The organism is Alkalibacterium sp. m-11, from assembly GCF_054658155.1.
In genome coordinates, this window is sequence record NZ_BAAGIR010000007.1 from 15,594 (window position 1) to 30,793 (window position 15,200).

10 protein-coding genes and 1 pseudogene are annotated in these 15,200 nt (G+C 45.5%); 10 read left to right on the forward strand and 1 reads right to left on the reverse strand.

The window, feature by feature from the left end; genetic code table 11:
* The first annotated feature begins 12 nt into the window (after window positions 1-12).
* The 3 genes from ACYQ2O_RS01660 (at window position 13) to ACYQ2O_RS01670 (ending at window position 1,853) form a co-directional block, all read left to right on the forward strand.
* On the forward strand, window positions 13-708 hold the full coding sequence (locus tag ACYQ2O_RS01660; protein ID WP_459769197.1) for a hypothetical protein: 696 nt from the start codon (window positions 13-15) through the stop codon (window positions 706-708).
* A gap of 27 nt (window positions 709-735) precedes the next feature.
* The gene (locus tag ACYQ2O_RS01665) at window positions 736-1,428 is read left to right on the forward strand and encodes a hypothetical protein (protein ID WP_459769198.1); all 693 of its coding nucleotides are present in this window, start codon (window positions 736-738) and stop codon (window positions 1,426-1,428) included.
* Between the two features lie 98 nt (window positions 1,429-1,526).
* The gene (locus tag ACYQ2O_RS01670; RefSeq protein ID WP_459769200.1) at window positions 1,527-1,853 is read left to right on the forward strand and encodes a hypothetical protein; all 327 of its coding nucleotides are present in this window, start codon (window positions 1,527-1,529) and stop codon (window positions 1,851-1,853) included.
* A 78-nt stretch (window positions 1,854-1,931) separates the two neighbouring features.
* Here ACYQ2O_RS01670 and ACYQ2O_RS01675 read toward each other — a convergent pair whose 3' ends face one another.
* Entirely contained in the window at window positions 1,932-4,169 is a 2,238-nt protein-coding gene (locus ACYQ2O_RS01675) for a S8 family peptidase (protein ID WP_459769202.1), read from the reverse strand.
* Between the two features lie 274 nt (window positions 4,170-4,443).
* Between ACYQ2O_RS01675 and ACYQ2O_RS01680 the strand changes: the two genes are divergently transcribed.
* From ACYQ2O_RS01680 to pgmB, 7 genes and pseudogenes are all read left to right on the forward strand, one after another.
* Entirely contained in the window at window positions 4,444-5,727 is a 1,284-nt protein-coding gene (locus ACYQ2O_RS01680) for a TIGR02679 domain-containing protein (protein ID WP_459795866.1), read from the forward strand.
* 20 nt (window positions 5,728-5,747) lie between these two features.
* Window positions 5,748-7,805, forward strand: a complete 2,058-nt coding sequence (locus ACYQ2O_RS01685; RefSeq protein ID WP_459795868.1) for a beta-galactosidase — start codon at window positions 5,748-5,750, stop codon at window positions 7,803-7,805.
* 85 nt (window positions 7,806-7,890) lie between these two features.
* The gene (locus tag ACYQ2O_RS01690; protein WP_459795870.1) at window positions 7,891-8,085 is read left to right on the forward strand and encodes a hypothetical protein; all 195 of its coding nucleotides are present in this window, start codon (window positions 7,891-7,893) and stop codon (window positions 8,083-8,085) included.
* 163 nt (window positions 8,086-8,248) lie between these two features.
* The gene (locus ACYQ2O_RS01695) at window positions 8,249-9,214 is read left to right on the forward strand and encodes a LacI family DNA-binding transcriptional regulator (RefSeq protein ID WP_346023898.1); all 966 of its coding nucleotides are present in this window, start codon (window positions 8,249-8,251) and stop codon (window positions 9,212-9,214) included.
* An 896-nt stretch (window positions 9,215-10,110) separates the two neighbouring features.
* Window positions 10,111-11,778 (forward strand): annotated as a pseudogene (locus ACYQ2O_RS01700) (glycoside hydrolase family 13 protein); the annotation flags it as partial.
* Window positions 11,779-12,021: 243 nt separating this feature from the next.
* Window positions 12,022-14,292 carry a glycoside hydrolase family 65 protein gene (locus ACYQ2O_RS01705; RefSeq protein ID WP_459795872.1) on the forward strand — a complete coding sequence of 757 codons (2,271 nt, stop codon included), beginning with the start codon at window positions 12,022-12,024 and terminating at the stop codon, window positions 14,290-14,292.
* 241 nt (window positions 14,293-14,533) lie between these two features.
* Window positions 14,534-15,196, forward strand: a complete 663-nt coding sequence (gene pgmB / locus ACYQ2O_RS01710; protein WP_459769213.1) for a beta-phosphoglucomutase — start codon at window positions 14,534-14,536, stop codon at window positions 15,194-15,196.
* The last annotated feature ends 4 nt before the right edge of the window (window positions 15,197-15,200 follow it).

A 15,200-nucleotide genomic window follows, 5' to 3' on the forward strand; every position in this document is an offset into this window, starting at 1 on the left:
AGGAGCTAACCTATGTATGAATCCTGGATTGAAGCCGAACGCTTCTACTCACTAATCATGCCTTGGACCATAATCGGCCTGGCTGTCCTTGTGTTTGTCTATATTTTTATTTATTCTTACACAGCCAAGGGTCAGAAGCTGAGGAAAGGGACTAATTTAAGTGTGATCAGTATCCTTTTACTCAGTCTGCTGTATTTTGTCTTCGGTCATCTCCGCTACAGCTTCTGGGTGGAGCAGAATGAATACATTCACCCCGGAATCAGAGAATATACCTATATCTTAGGGATTCGGTCAGATGAGGATCGGCAGGTCATAAGAGCCCAGCGTCAGAGCCCGTCTCTTTACAGACAATTGAATGCACTGGAAAAATATGAAGCTGATGCTAGGGTACAGCCAATGATTTACGATTATCTGGGATCCAGAGACGATACCCATTATTTTTCTTTCGGAGACGAAGGCCAGTATGCATTCCGGATCAGGGGTACTGTAGAGTGGACCCAAGGCGAACGGGAAGTTCACGGCTGGCAGTTCAGGCTGACAGATGACCGCTTCGAGACATTAGGTTTCGCAAACGACTTTGATATTATTTTTGATGTTCTTCTGTTACCTGAAACAGAGCAGAGAGAGCTGGCCGATTTGTCTGATTATCGTATGACAGCAATCAGTGAAGTTTATCCGAACTGGATTTTCCCGAATCAGCGTGACTAAAACAGGATATTAGAATAGGAGAGACCTATGTTTAGACAATGGATGGCAGCTGAACAGTTTTACACGTTTACGTTGCCGGCTATAGCAATTGCCATGATCATATTGGCAGGAGTTTACCTGTTCATTCTGATCTACACCGACCGGAAGACGAGAGCGCAGAAAATCGGTCATCTGGTGTTTTTCAGTCTACTGATACCTGCTCTCATCTACGGCTTATGGGGCCACCGATCTCATAATTTCTGGCTTGATCAGAATAATTACATTCATCCGGGGATAAGAGACCGGGCAACGATTTTTGGTATGGAAACACACGAAGATCCAGCGATCGCCAGTGCCTACAGACGTTCTGAGAGCTTAGGGGAGAATCTGACTCAGCTTGAGATGTACGAAGATGAGGAAGTGACGCGCGACTTCCCCTATACCTATGTAGGCTCAAACGGCAGTCAGCATTATTTTTCATATGGAGAAGATGACGCTTATACGTTTCGGCTTGACGGTGTGGTTCACTGGTCTGAAGACTCGAGTTATCTGATCGGGCATGAGCACCGGCTGGTCGACGAGCAGTTCGAAGACATCGGCTTTTACAATGAACACCACATCATTTTTGAAGCCCTGCACTTGACCGACGATGAACAGGAAGTGGATCCGTCCCGTATGGAAAACTACTATTCAGTCACCGATATGATCGGAGGCTGGCTGTTTGGACGGCAGTTTTATTAATTGAGTATCAGACAGTGATATTTCATTTTAAAAAGATTGTATTTTCTGAGGTTGCCTTGTAGAATATAGTAAGTATATGAATTAAAGGAGTTTATAAAATGGATCTTGAATTATTCACGGAATTTAGATTGGTGTTTGGCATTATCCTGGCTATATTAGTGCTGTTTTTAGTTCTTTCTCTTGTTCCAAAAGGCAGAGACACTGTAGTGACTTTCTTTTCAGTTCTGGCTATTTCCATTTCACATCTGGCAATTGCTACAGCTTTGCTGATTGTTGAAAATACCTTCCTTGAAGACTTTACTTTAGAAGGGGATTCACTGACGTTCTACATGTTCCTGGGCGTTGTCCTGTTGGCTATTCTGAACCCGATTATTTACAAGCTTAGAAACAAGTCAGGGAGAAGACGGTCGTATTCATTTAAATAAATAGAAAAAGGATCGCCCAACGTCGGGTGATCCTTTTTTGTTCAGATATTACATTATATCGATCAGCTAATGGCCGTTCTACTGCTTAGGTTTACCTCCAAAGAAGTAGAATCCTCCACCAACTGAAGTCAGGATAACGAGGCCTCCAACCAGTACCACTGGGAGTTCGCTGTCTCCGTCACCGAATGAAGCACGTGTCGATTCTTCAGTTTCATCTTCTTCCGATTCTTCTTCAGGTTCCTCGGTTTCTTCTTCTATTTCTTCCGGTTCATCTTCAGGTTCTTCACTGCTTAAAATGGCAGCTTCGAGTTCTATCGGATCAAAGACAGCCATAGTCGCAACTGAAGCTGTTTCACCGACTACCGCGCTGTTAGTATAGGTGTCTCCCAGCAGAATCCATTCTTCCTGAGCCGTGTTCCACTCGTATAACTGGTGCTGATTGGCTTCAGCCTGTTCTGTAAAGAAGCGGTAAGTCATCTGTTCAGGGAAAGATGTAATCATCTGGTCATTCTGTTCAATTGAGAAGTCGATCAGATCGCTGTGAGAAGTCTCAATGTAGTCCAGAGGCTCCTGAACTGTTTCGAAAGACAGGAAAGCCTCTCCTTCAGTCAGGTTAGCTGCCGGAATGACCCATTCCATATCGATACGTGCAATCAGTAGTGTAATATTTCGGCTTCTGATCGATTCAACTTGTTCTGGAGTAAGATTGACTCGCTCAATATATTCCAGTGACGAGTCAAAGGAGATTGCCAGCAGGCCATTGTCTGCGACAGCTTCTAGGTCTTCGTCATCGATGACGGCCATCCCGTTCGTGTCTGAAGGGCGGATCCATACCGTACTCTGAAGAGGCTCTTCTTCTTCAGCTTCGTCTTCTTCATCAGCATCTGATACGTCGTCCTGACTATCTTCTGAATCCTGATCCTCGGATGGCTCTTTTTCAGGGGACGAATCGTCTTCCAGGTCATCCTGAGGGGATTCAGTATCGTCTATTTCTTCCGGATCCTGTTCTTCTCCATTACCGTTTTCATCAGTATCTTCATCAGTCATGTCGTCTTTTGTTTCAGTGTCGTCATCGGAGTCAGATTCCGTTTCATCTTCTTCAGTAGGGCCCTCTTCGACGTCTTCTTCGGGCTCGGGCTCTTCCATCTGTTCAGGAAGGTAATGAACGAGTCCGTATCCATAAATCGGATCTCGACCTTCCTCACCAAGGTCTCTAGCTTTTTCAGCCATCCGTGCTCTTATTTGAGCAGCTGATTCCTCTGGATATTTCTGCATCAGTAGTGCAGCAATTCCTGCGACGTGAGGAGTAGCTTGGGACGTGCCGGACATTGTTCTGAAACTATCCGGTCCATCGATGCCTAAACCTAATATTTGTAGACCAGGAGCAGCCAGTTCGTTTTTTGCTGAAATCATTGAGTCGCTTGCCCGATAACCATTCTGATCGACGTTAGCCACAGCGATCACTTCAGGATGAGCTGCCGGATAATCAATAATATTCTTATTTTCTGAGATATTTCCGCTGGCTGCAACCAGAAGGATCCCCTGCTGTTCGGCCAGTTGAATCAAGTCATGGATGTCTTGATTTTTGTTACCATAGCCTGAACTGATACTGATAATGTCCATATTTTCATTGATTGCCCACTGTAGTCCGGCTAGTAGGTTACTTGCATTAGTCTTGTCTCCGTCTTTCTGGTGATATACTTTTACACCATAAAGGTTTACTCCAGGTGCCACGCCTTGAGCACGCGACCCCTGGTTGGCACCAATGATGCTGGCGACATGTGTACCGTGACCGTCGTGATCGTTCGTCCAGTAGTCAGGGTTTTCTGTGTCATCTTCAAATATACTGTACCCACCGGCGTACTCAATATCACCGTGCTCATAGAAACCAGTGTCCAAAACTGCAACACGGACTGATTCGCCTGTGATGCCTTCTTCCCAGGCATTGAATGTACCGATCATGTCCTGATTCCAATCGTCGGCCTGAACGGGGTAACTGTGACTGGTGCTGGTTGTGTGCATCTCCTGATCATAGGTGATACGTTCGACATTCTCCATCTGGCTGATGTCCTTGATTGAAGAAGCTGGGACGGACATCGTCTGAACAGGAAGTAGTGTCATTGTACGTACATTTTTGAATTCCGGGTCGAGGTCTTCTTCTGCTGGAACCTCGCCGCTGTACCTGACGATAATATCTATGTACTCGTCAGAGTGATGACGGTCATGAGCCAAGGCTGAAGTGGCTGGTAAAAGTATACCAAGTACAAGAACCACTGCGCAGGCTGCACGCCATAGCATTACACGTTTTTTATTCACTAATTAAAAGCTCCTTTTTCTCAAAATTTCATTTGGGACATTGTGCTGTCTTTAATAGACATGTCTTTTAAAATGCTAATCTTATGCGATTTTTATAAAAAATGCGTCATTACAAGTATCTTATCACAAGCCGGAGATTGGTGAAGGGTTAAATGCATGTTAAAAATGAAAAAAATGAGAGTGTTGTCACAATTTGTTAAAAAAATGCAGAACAGGGTGGTTTAGTGGTAAGATGTAAGGGAAATCACCCGCAGGAAAGGAGTTACGTCTGAAAATGACTGACTTGAATGAAGCGATTCAGTTTTTTGAATCTCAGCCTGGAATGGATAAACTGTTCAAGCTGTTAAGAGATGAACTGCTTACGCATCGTAGAATCAAAGGACACGTTAAGTTGGATGGATTTTCTCTTATAGAGCTGGAGTCCATTGCTCATTTTTTTCAAGTATCCATTGATTCACTTAAAATCAAAGGCCGAGTTGACCTTGAAGCCTTCAACAGGAAACTGGATAGCCCGCCATTCAATGGAATTGATCTTACACAGTTGTTGGAGGCTTATTTTGACGAAAAGCTGCTGACATTATCTACTAAAGAAGAACGCTCGCTGTATCTTAAAACGCTGGAAAAGGAATTTTCCCTCCTGAAAGACTGGCTGGCTTATTTGCGCACCCATAGCCGAGATGTAAGATGGATCCACGATATGATAGAGGAGTCGAGCCATCAGTTTGAACAGCATGTGCTGTACTTATCCGAAGGCATCCGTCTGCTTCCGAGTCGACCGATCCGCCTATCTGTTTTCAGTCAGATCATCACATTGGACGCTGATGCTTTTCAGCCTTCCAGTCCATTAGGAAAACTGTGGCTGCATGTTCTGGCGGAAACTAAACGCCTGCACGCCATCGAACCGATCCGTCTGCCTGAAAACAGAAAAAATGAAGACAAGCTGTTGAAGGAGTTCAACTTGTTCAGAGAAGATATTTCTGATTCTGTTACGGTGGCCAATCTCTTTGCCGAGACTCAGACCGGGTATCATCCAATGTGGGAAGCAGCAGTACATTCGAGAAGTGTGCTGACTGTTCCATTGAGAGAAGTGATCAAGCTGACGGCGGTTTATCCGGCTCACGAAACCGGCATCGTTTATGTCGTAGATGATCCCGAGCTGTTTACCCGCATTCTGGATGAGGTGCCTTCGATACCGATGATCTGTACAAAAGAAGAGTGGACCTGTGCCATCTGGGAAGTCTTTGACCGAATCGAGGACAGCGGATTCAACATTCGCTTCATCGGGAACTTTACCCCAGAAGGCATCGTCCGGGCAGAAGAACTGCTCCTTCATTATCCGACGCAGTCCAGTACCTGGAGGATGGACATTCCAACCTATCTTAAATCTCGAAATCTCAATGAGTATTTGAGTGACAAGGACTGCGAACTGCTGGACAAGCATCATCTCGACCACCTTGCCTGCCTGAAAGATGAAATGAGAGACCGACGACAAGCGGGTTATCTGATGAATGTAGCGGATGATCTGATCAATGAACTGAAAACATATTACAATAAGTAGTGGGAAGAGAGGAATAACAAGTGGATAGAATAAGAGTAACTGATGACAAGCGCCTGCTTCATGGCGGAGACTATAACCCGGACCAGTGGCTGGCATATCCGGATATCCTTGAAGAAGACGTCAGGCTGATGAAAAAGGCACACACCAATACATTCTCGATTGGCATATTTGCCTGGGCGGCGCTGGAGCCAGAAGAAGGCGTATATCATTTCGAGTGGCTCGATCAAGTCATTGAACGGATCGCATCGATCGATGGTCGCTTTATTCTGGCCACTCCGAGTGGGGCAAGGCCGGCATGGATGTCAAAGAATCATCCTGAAGTGCTGCGTGTCGATTCGCTCAGACGCAAGCAGCTCCATGGGTCACGGCACAATCACTGCTTCTCTTCACCTTATTATAGAAGAAAAACGCAGGAAATGAATACCCTGCTGGCGGAGCGATATGGGGATCACCCTGCTTTGCTGATGTGGCACATTTCCAATGAATTCGGTGGAGAATGTCACTGTGAACTGTGTCAGGAGAATTTCCGGGACTGGCTCAAAAATAAGTATGACAACGATTTGGATAAGTTGAATCACGCGTGGTGGGGGCCGTTCTGGAGCCATACGATTACAGAATGGGATCAGATCGAGTCACCTTCACCGATTGGGGAAAGTGCTGTTCACGGCATGAATCTGGACTGGCGTCGCTTTGTCTCTTATCAGACGATCGACTTTTATAAAAATGAAATCGTTCCATTGAGAGAACGGACACCAGACGTCCCAATAACGACAAACTTCATGTCGGACAATCCGGAGTTTGTGCCGTTTACTGCACTTGATTACAGTCAATTTGCCAAGGAAGTGGACGTCATCAGTTGGGACGCCTACCCGGCCTGGCATAATGATCAGGAAGATACACCGACGTTGGCCTCACGTGTCGCCTTCTTAAATGATCACTTCTACAATATGAAGCATCAGCCGTTCCTGCTTATGGAATCGACACCAAGCCTGGTCAACTGGCATGATGTGAACAAAGCTAAACGTCCAGGCATGCATTTTCTGTCTTCCATGCAGATGCTCGCACATGGGTCAGACAGCATCCTGTACTTCCAGTGGCGCAAGTCCCGCGGGTCATCGGAAAAGTTCCACGGAGCTGTCGTCGATCACGACCGGTCCAGCGAAAACAGGGTCTTTAAGGAAGTGGCACAGCTCGGTCAGGCAATGGAAACTTTGTCGGAGCATGTCGTCGGATACCAGCGCAAAGCAGATGTCGGTATTCTGTATGATGTGGAAAGTGACTGGGCGCTGAAAGATGCTCAAGGCTTCGGACTTAAGACGAAGCATTACGGAGTAACCCTGCAGAAACACTATCAGGCTTTCTGGGAACAAAACATTGCGGTAGATATTCTGTCAAAAGAAGATGATTTGGAGCATTATAAAATTCTTCTGATCCCAATGCTTTACATGGTGTCTGAAGAAACGGCAACTAAGCTTCAGGCTTATGTGAAGAACGGTGGAACGCTAGTCGGGACCTACATCACTGGCTTAGTCGATGAGTCCGATCTGACGTATCTTGGGGGCTGGTATGGCCCGCTGAAAGAGATGTTCGGAATCGAACCGACTGAAACGGATACTTTTTATCCATTGGACCGAAACCATGTCTCCTACAAAGGCCAGTCCTATGAAGCGAGAGACTATGCGACACTTATGAATATGGCTGGAGCTGAAACGCTGGGAACTTATGAAGAAGACTTCTACAAGGGGACATCAGCGGTTACTCGAAATGAGTACCATAATGGACAGACATATTATATCGGAGCCCGTCTTGACGATGCCTTTCATCAAGCTTTTTACGGTGAACTGATCGATGCACTGGGACTGAAAGCCCCGCTGGATCTCAGACATAAAAGAGGCGTCTCTGTTCAGGCAAGAGAAGCTGAGGGTAGACAGACCATCTTCATCATGAACTTCACTGAAGAAACGCAGGCGATTGAGATCATGGAAGATGTGACAGATCTGCAGACCCATTCTCCATTGTCTGGGACGCTTGATCTGGCACCTTACGAAGTTAGAGTGGTCGAGAAAGTCGTAAGCTAGTTGAACGGTAGGGGGGCTGATAACTGGAGCCTTCCCTATTTTGCTAGTAATTGTGATAGAAAAAGTTGAGCATAGAGGAGAGACGATGATTTTTTCATTTTTGATGATGTTGGCCACTCTGTCCATGCCGATTTGGGCGATTGTGTGTGCCATGAATCTGGTAGCTGTTATCGAGAAAGTACATAAAGATAAAGAGTATGACTACAATATGTTCTGGCTGACGGCTTCCTTTACTGTGATTGTTACTGTTTTGACTTTCCTTCTGGTCGATGCGCTTTAATGAGCTAATCTGATTATTTTTGTTTGGTTATCCGAGGTGAATCGGGCGGAACTTAAAAGTTCACAGTTTTCATTGAAAAAAACTAAAAGAGTGTGTCGATTCTTGTTATAATGTAGGGTGAATAGTTGAAACGAAAGATTGAGAAAGAGAAAGGAGAACACATTTGGTCACATTAAATGATGTTGCAAAAAAAGCCAATGTTTCCAAAATGACTGTTTCCCGTGTCATCAATCACCCGGAACAAGTGACTGATGAGTTGAAGCAGCTGGTCTATGAAGCCATGCAGGAACTGAACTACCGGCCGAATATTGCTGCCAAAGCATTGGCTAACAACCGAACTCAAATTATTAAACTGCTTATCCTGGAAGAAATGGATACAACTGAACCGTATTATATGTTTCTGCTGACTGGTATTGCGAATGAGCTGGATAAGTATGCGTACAGCCTTCAGCTTCTCACTCACAAAAACGTACAGATCGGGGATTCCGACGGCTATATCGTCTGCGGCATGCGTGATGAACACAAGGAACTGGTGGAAAGTCTGAAGAAACCGACAGTGATTTACGGTCAGAATGACATTGGCTACGATTTTGTCGACAGCAACAATCAGAAGAGTATGGAACAAGCAACGGAATTTGCCATTCAGGACGGCTACGATAAGATTGTCTATATCGGTATTGATGTCGATCAGCCCTTTGCCCATGCCAGAGAAAAAGGCTATGCTCAAGTCATGGATGCACATGGCCTGGAAAAGAATGTCTACCGTCTGGAAAACCGCTCGAGGTATTCTGCTGCATTCATCCGGGAGAATCTGGATCGTTTTCCTAAAAACACGCTGTTCCTCTGCGCATCCGACCGGTTGGGGCTGGGTGTTATCCGTGAAATCAAGGAAATGGGATTTGATATTCCTAACGACTATGGGGTCATAGGACACGACGGCGTGTTCCTGGACCAGATCGCCTATCCTCACCTGACGACCCTCAAGCAGTCTACAGCCGAAATGGGTGCAGCCTGTGCCCGAATGGTTCTGAACAAGGTGAAAGAAAATGGCAAGTCTCAAGGAAACGAGCTCTTTGAAACTGAACTGAAGCTGGGCGGAACGACCCGAAATCAGGCGGAAGTAAAGTAAATCATGAGAGAATAACAGTTAGGACTGAAGCGCACGACCGGCTTCAGTCCTTTTTTGGTTTAGAAATCTGTGGGGCAGACTATGACAAGAGGGCTGAGCAGAGTTAGATGGAGTTTAATCTAGAAGATATGGAGATTAGTATTGTTAGCGCGTATCTAGCTGGAGGTCAGCTTTTGCTTTGGGCGAGGAACTGTAAGTAGAGCGGATCTAGTTATAGTTCCTGAAAAAGTAGGACCTGAAAGTGAAACGAGAAGCCCTCTAGCGGAAGCAATAAAGACGATTTTAGAATAAGCTAGAACTAAAGCTTTTCTAGAATCAGTTTATTCTCCCGAATAGGAACTGAACTATAAGTAGAATCGGGCTATCTGTAGTATGTACAAAAGGATCTTCAATAAGGTATAACTAGGCGCAGGCCTAGTTACATTTTAGATAGCATGGAAATATCTGAACTAGAAAGAGAATCGGTTGATGACAAGAATGGCAGAAAAGTAATAAGGAATTGATCAATTCTCTAATGTAGAAAGGAAATAGCTGTGGCTATTTCCAGCCGATCTTCAAGTGTCCTGGACCCTGAAAGAACTCCTTTAGATTCATTATCTTAATATAATTAAGGCATGATTATCTTTTCAGTACCTTCGTTGTCGCCTGATGCGGAGCAGGGGTATTTTATGATCTACTGAGTCTGTCGGAGATGGGATGAGTGTCACTCAGTTTTTTAATTTTCCGGACGCTATAATCAGGCAGATGTCAGCGCTTCGATTTCTGTTACCGATAACACTTTAAAACTGCTTGTATAATTACCTGTGGATGCTAGAATCAAGATGGAACCGCTTAATGAAAGCGGGAACGAGCGACTCAATTAATAAGAAACGCATTAGTTAAAAGGAGACTTTATTATGGACACAGCTGCAATTTATCACCGTGCCGAGAGCGAATACGCCTATCTGTATGAGCGTGGGCATTATCACATCCGAATCCGGACGAAAGCGAATGATGTGCAGTCCGTTGAACTGCTGAGTGGCGATCCCTATTCACTGGACCAGGAAAAGTGGTTCATGAACGGGAAGGAAATGAAAAAAGTTGCTTCAACGAACATGCATGACTACTGGATGATCGACACGCATGAACCGACTAAACGAATGGCATACGGATTCAGAGTTATCGGTAAGGACGGAATCGAGATTTTCTATTCCGATCAGGGCGTCTATCCTTTCGAGGAGATTTTCGTAAGTCAGATGAACTTCTATTTCAGAGTGCCTTATATTCATGAAATCGATGCATTCCGTGCACCCAAGTGGGCTAGCGAAACCATCTGGTATCAGATTTTCCCGGAACGTTTTGCCAATGGGGATCCGACCAATGATCCTGAAGGCGTACTGCCGTGGGGAAGCAAGGAGCATCCATCGAGAGATGATTTTTACGGTGGAGATCTGCAGGGTGTTCTCGATAATATGGATTATCTGGAAGACCTGGGCATCAACGGCATTTATTTCACACCGATTTTCAAAGCTCATTCGAACCACAAATATGACACTATTGACTATAAAGAAATCGATCCGGACTTCGGAGACAAAGCTTTGTTCAAGCAAGTCGTGGAAGAAGCGCACAGCCGGGGCATTCGAATCATGATCGATGCGGTATTCAATCATGTGGGAATTCATTCTCCTCAGTGGTTGGATGTCCTTGAAAATCAGGATCAGTCCAGATACAAAGACTGGTTCTATATTCATTCTTTCCCAGTAGATGATGTTGCCGGCCTGAGCACAGAAGCGCTGGAAAATGTCGGACGGGTGAATTACGATACGTTTGCATTTACTGGACACATGCCTAAACTAAATACGGCCAATCCAGAAGTCCAGGAGTATCTGCTGGATATAGCCACTTATTGGATCAAGGAATTCGATATCGATGCTTGGCGTCTGGATGTCGCTAACGAAGTTGATCACTTCTTCTGGAAGCGTTTCTTCAAAGAAACAACGGCAATCAAAGAGGATCTGTATATTTTGGGAGAAATCTGGCATTCCTCACAGAACTGGCTGAATGGCGATGAGTTTCATGCAGTGATGAACTACGCCTTTACCGATATGATCGAGAACTACTTCTTCAAGAAATTCCTGTCACCGACCAGACTGGTATCCGGCCTGAACAGTCAGCTGATGCTTTACCGCCAGCAGACCACTGAAGTCATGTTCAACCTGCTAGATTCCCACGATACACCGCGTGTGCTGACGAAAGCAGGCAATGACAAGAATCTGGTGAAATCTGCCATGGCCTTCCTTTATGCACAGCCGGGAGCACCATGCATGTATTACGGTACAGAAATCGGTATGGACGGGGGAATGGATCCGGACTGCCGCAAGTGCATGATCTGGGATGAAGATAAACAGGATCATGATATGCTGGCCTTTACTAAAGAATTGATTCAATTCCGTAAAATGTATTCAGATATCCTTATTTCCGGTGAAACAGAGTGGCATGACGTGAGAGACGATGAACAGTTCCTGGGGTTCAAACGTAAACTCGGCAACAGAGAACTGCATTTCTTCTTCAATCAGGATGAAGAGGAAGCTTTCCTGCCACTCATTCCGCGTGGGGCAAAGAAAGTGTTCCATCTGAATGATATTGCTGATGGAGATGAAACATTGCTCAGTCACAATGGATTTTCAGTCTTTTATTATGAAGATAATGAAGAAGAACGTAAAAAACGCCTGATGAAAAAACGTGACCGGGCCAAGAAACGCAAGGTCCTGCTGGAAGCGATAAAAAAATAGACGAACTATAAATGATTAGGATTGGACGTGTAATGTATGGAACGTATTGCAAAGGTGGACCCGTGGAAGGTCATTTCTACAGATGTGAGTGAAAAGAAGCGCGTGCAGGAAAGCCTGACCTCAATTGGAAATGGCTATATGGGTCTGCGTGGAAATTTTGAAGAAGGTTACTCTGGAGATACTCATATCGGAACGTATTTAGCTGGAGTCTGGTATCCGGACAAGACGCGAGTCGGCTGGTGGAAAATAGGCTACCCAGAGTATTTCGGAAAAGTGATCAACGCGACTAACTTTATTCCGGTCACAGTGCTGATCGACGGGCATAAGATGGACCTGGCTGTCGATGAAGTCAGGGACTACACCCTGGAACTGGATATGAAAGAAGGAATCCTGAACCGGTCCTTCGTATGGGAAAAGGACGGAAAGGCCATTGCCTTTAATTTCTCACGCTTTGTGAGTGCAGCTACTAAAGAGCTGGCCGTCATTCATGTAGAAGCGACTAGTCAAAAAGGTGATGCCTCAATTGAATTGATCCCTCATCTAGACGGTGATGTGGTGAATGAAGACAGCAACTATGATGAAGTGTTCTGGTTGGAAAGAAATCGCGGCCTGTCTCCATATCCCTATCTGACAACAAAGACGATCGAAAACAATTTCGGAACGGACCGATTCACCGTGACCATGATGATGGCGAATCTGACGGAAGGCCTAACATCTGAATCAGCGGCGGACTCTGAAATGAAGGTGGAAGAGCATGTAACCGGTCAGCTAGCTGAAGGGGAATCAGTGTCTTTGACTAAGCTGGTTTCTGTCATTACGAGTCGTGATGTAGAAGAATCCGATCAGATCGATGCTGCTGAACGCATCGTTGCTGAAGCAAAGGATAAAGGCTATACGAGTTTGAAAGAAGCTCACGTAGAAGAATGGGCACAGCGCTGGAAAAATGCTGATGTCATGATCGAAGGGGACGAGGCCAGTCAGCAAGGGGTCCGTTTCAATATCTTCCAGCTGTTTTCGACCTATTACGGAGAAGACCCGCGTCTGAATGTCGGACCTAAAGGCTTTACTGGAGAGAAATACGGCGGGGCAACCTACTGGGACACTGAAGCCTGCATCCTGCCAATGTATCTGTCAATCACAGATGAGGAAATTTCCAGACAGCTGCTGGTCTACAGACACAATCAGCTTGAACAGGCTCATATCAATGCTCAGAAACAGGGACTGAAAGGTGCTCTTTACCCGATGGTGACTTTTACAGGTATAGAATGTCACAATGAATGGGAAATCACTTTTGAAGAAATTCACAGAAACGGAGCGATTGCTCATGCGATCTATAACTACTCCACTTACTTCGGTGATGAGACCTACTTGCTGAATCAGGGGCTGGATGTACTCGTGGCTATTTCCCGATTCTGGGCTGACCGTGTCCACTATTCAAAGCGTAACAAGCAGTATATGATCCATGGCGTAACGGGACCTAACGAATATGAAAACAACGTCAACAACAACTGGTATACCAACACGATGGCAGCCTGGACGCTTCGCTATACGATGGCGTCTCTGGAAAAAGCATCCGAAGACCGCTTAAGTGCTCTGGCTCTTGAACCTGGCGAGACCGATAAGTGGGCGGATATTGTCGAGCATATGTACTTCCCTAAGGATGAAGATCTTGGAATTTTCGTTCAGCACGATACATTCCTAGACAAAGATCTGCGACCGGTAGATTCACTGAAACCAGAAGAACGTCCGATCAACCAGAACTGGTCATGGGACAAGATTCTGCGTTCACCGTTCATCAAGCAGGCCGATGTGCTTCAGGGGCTGTATTTCCTGAATCATGAGTTCACTCAGGAAGAGAAAGAAAAGAACTTTGATTTCTATGAGCCGATGACGGTCCATGAGTCGTCTCTGTCTCCTCTTGTACACTCTATTCTGGCATCCGAGCTAGGCAAAAAAGAAAAAGCCTTTGAAATGTACGAGCGTACGGCCCGACTTGATCTGGACAACTACAACAATGATACAGAAGACGGCCTGCACATTACGTCAATGAGCGGTGGCTGGCTGTCGATCGTTCACGGTTTTGCAGGCATGCGTACTCTTGAAGGACATCTCTCCTTCGAACCATACTGTCCGACACAGTGGACCGGCTATCAGTTCAAGCTCAAGTACCGCGGGCGTCTGATTGCTGTGCACGTGACTGCTGATGAAGTCGAATTCTCTCTTCAAGAAGGGGAGGCGCTGACCTTCACGCTTTACAACAAAGAAGTCACGCTTGATGGAACGCTGTCGCATGCGATAGAAAAATAATTGCAGTAAAGTAAAGGGGGAGGCTTCTCCCCCTTCTTTTTTAGTGAGGGGTGCCTGCATGCCTCGGTACTCAGGCGAAAAATCAGTCTGAGTTTGCTCCCAAACATATTTTTGTAGGAAAAGCTTATTCTAAATAGAGAAAAGCCGCCTGGACGGCTTTTAACCCCATTGTAATCATAAGGTCGCCTGTTTTCGCCAGGCGAAAACTAGTCCATTTATATAATAAACAGGAGGAATTGACATGATTAAAGGTTTGATTTTTGATTTAGACGGTGTCATTACAGATACAGCAGAATACCATTTTCTGGCGTGGAAAAGTCTGGCTGAAAAGATCGGCATAGAGATTGACAGAGAATTCAACGAACAACTGAAAGGCATCAGCCGCATGGAGTCTCTGGATCTGATTCTTAAGCACGGAGGGAAAGAAGAGGCATACACAGAAGAGGAAAAAGAGGAACTGGCTACGCAGAAGAATGAGGAGTATAAGGCATACATCAAGGGAATCACACCAGATGACCTGCTTCCGGGTATTGATACGCTATTGAAAGAAGCGAAAGAGAAAAATTTAGGGATGGTTCTGGCTTCAGCGAGTAAGAATGGACCAGAAATTATGGAAAGGCTGGAGATCATGGATCTGTTTGACGGAATTGTAGACCCTGCGTCACTTAAAGCTGGTAAACCGGATCCGGAGATTTTCATCAGAGGTGCTGAAATGCTGAACCTCAGTCCACAAGAATGCGTCGGACTGGAAGATGCCGAAGCCGGGATACAATCGATTAATAGCGCACATATGTTTTCTGTCGGAGTCGGATCCAGAGATGCGATGAAAGAAGCGGATTACGCAGTTGAAAGTACGGCCGACCTGAATCTGAAAACGATTCTTGAAAAAGCCAATCAGAACTGAGGAG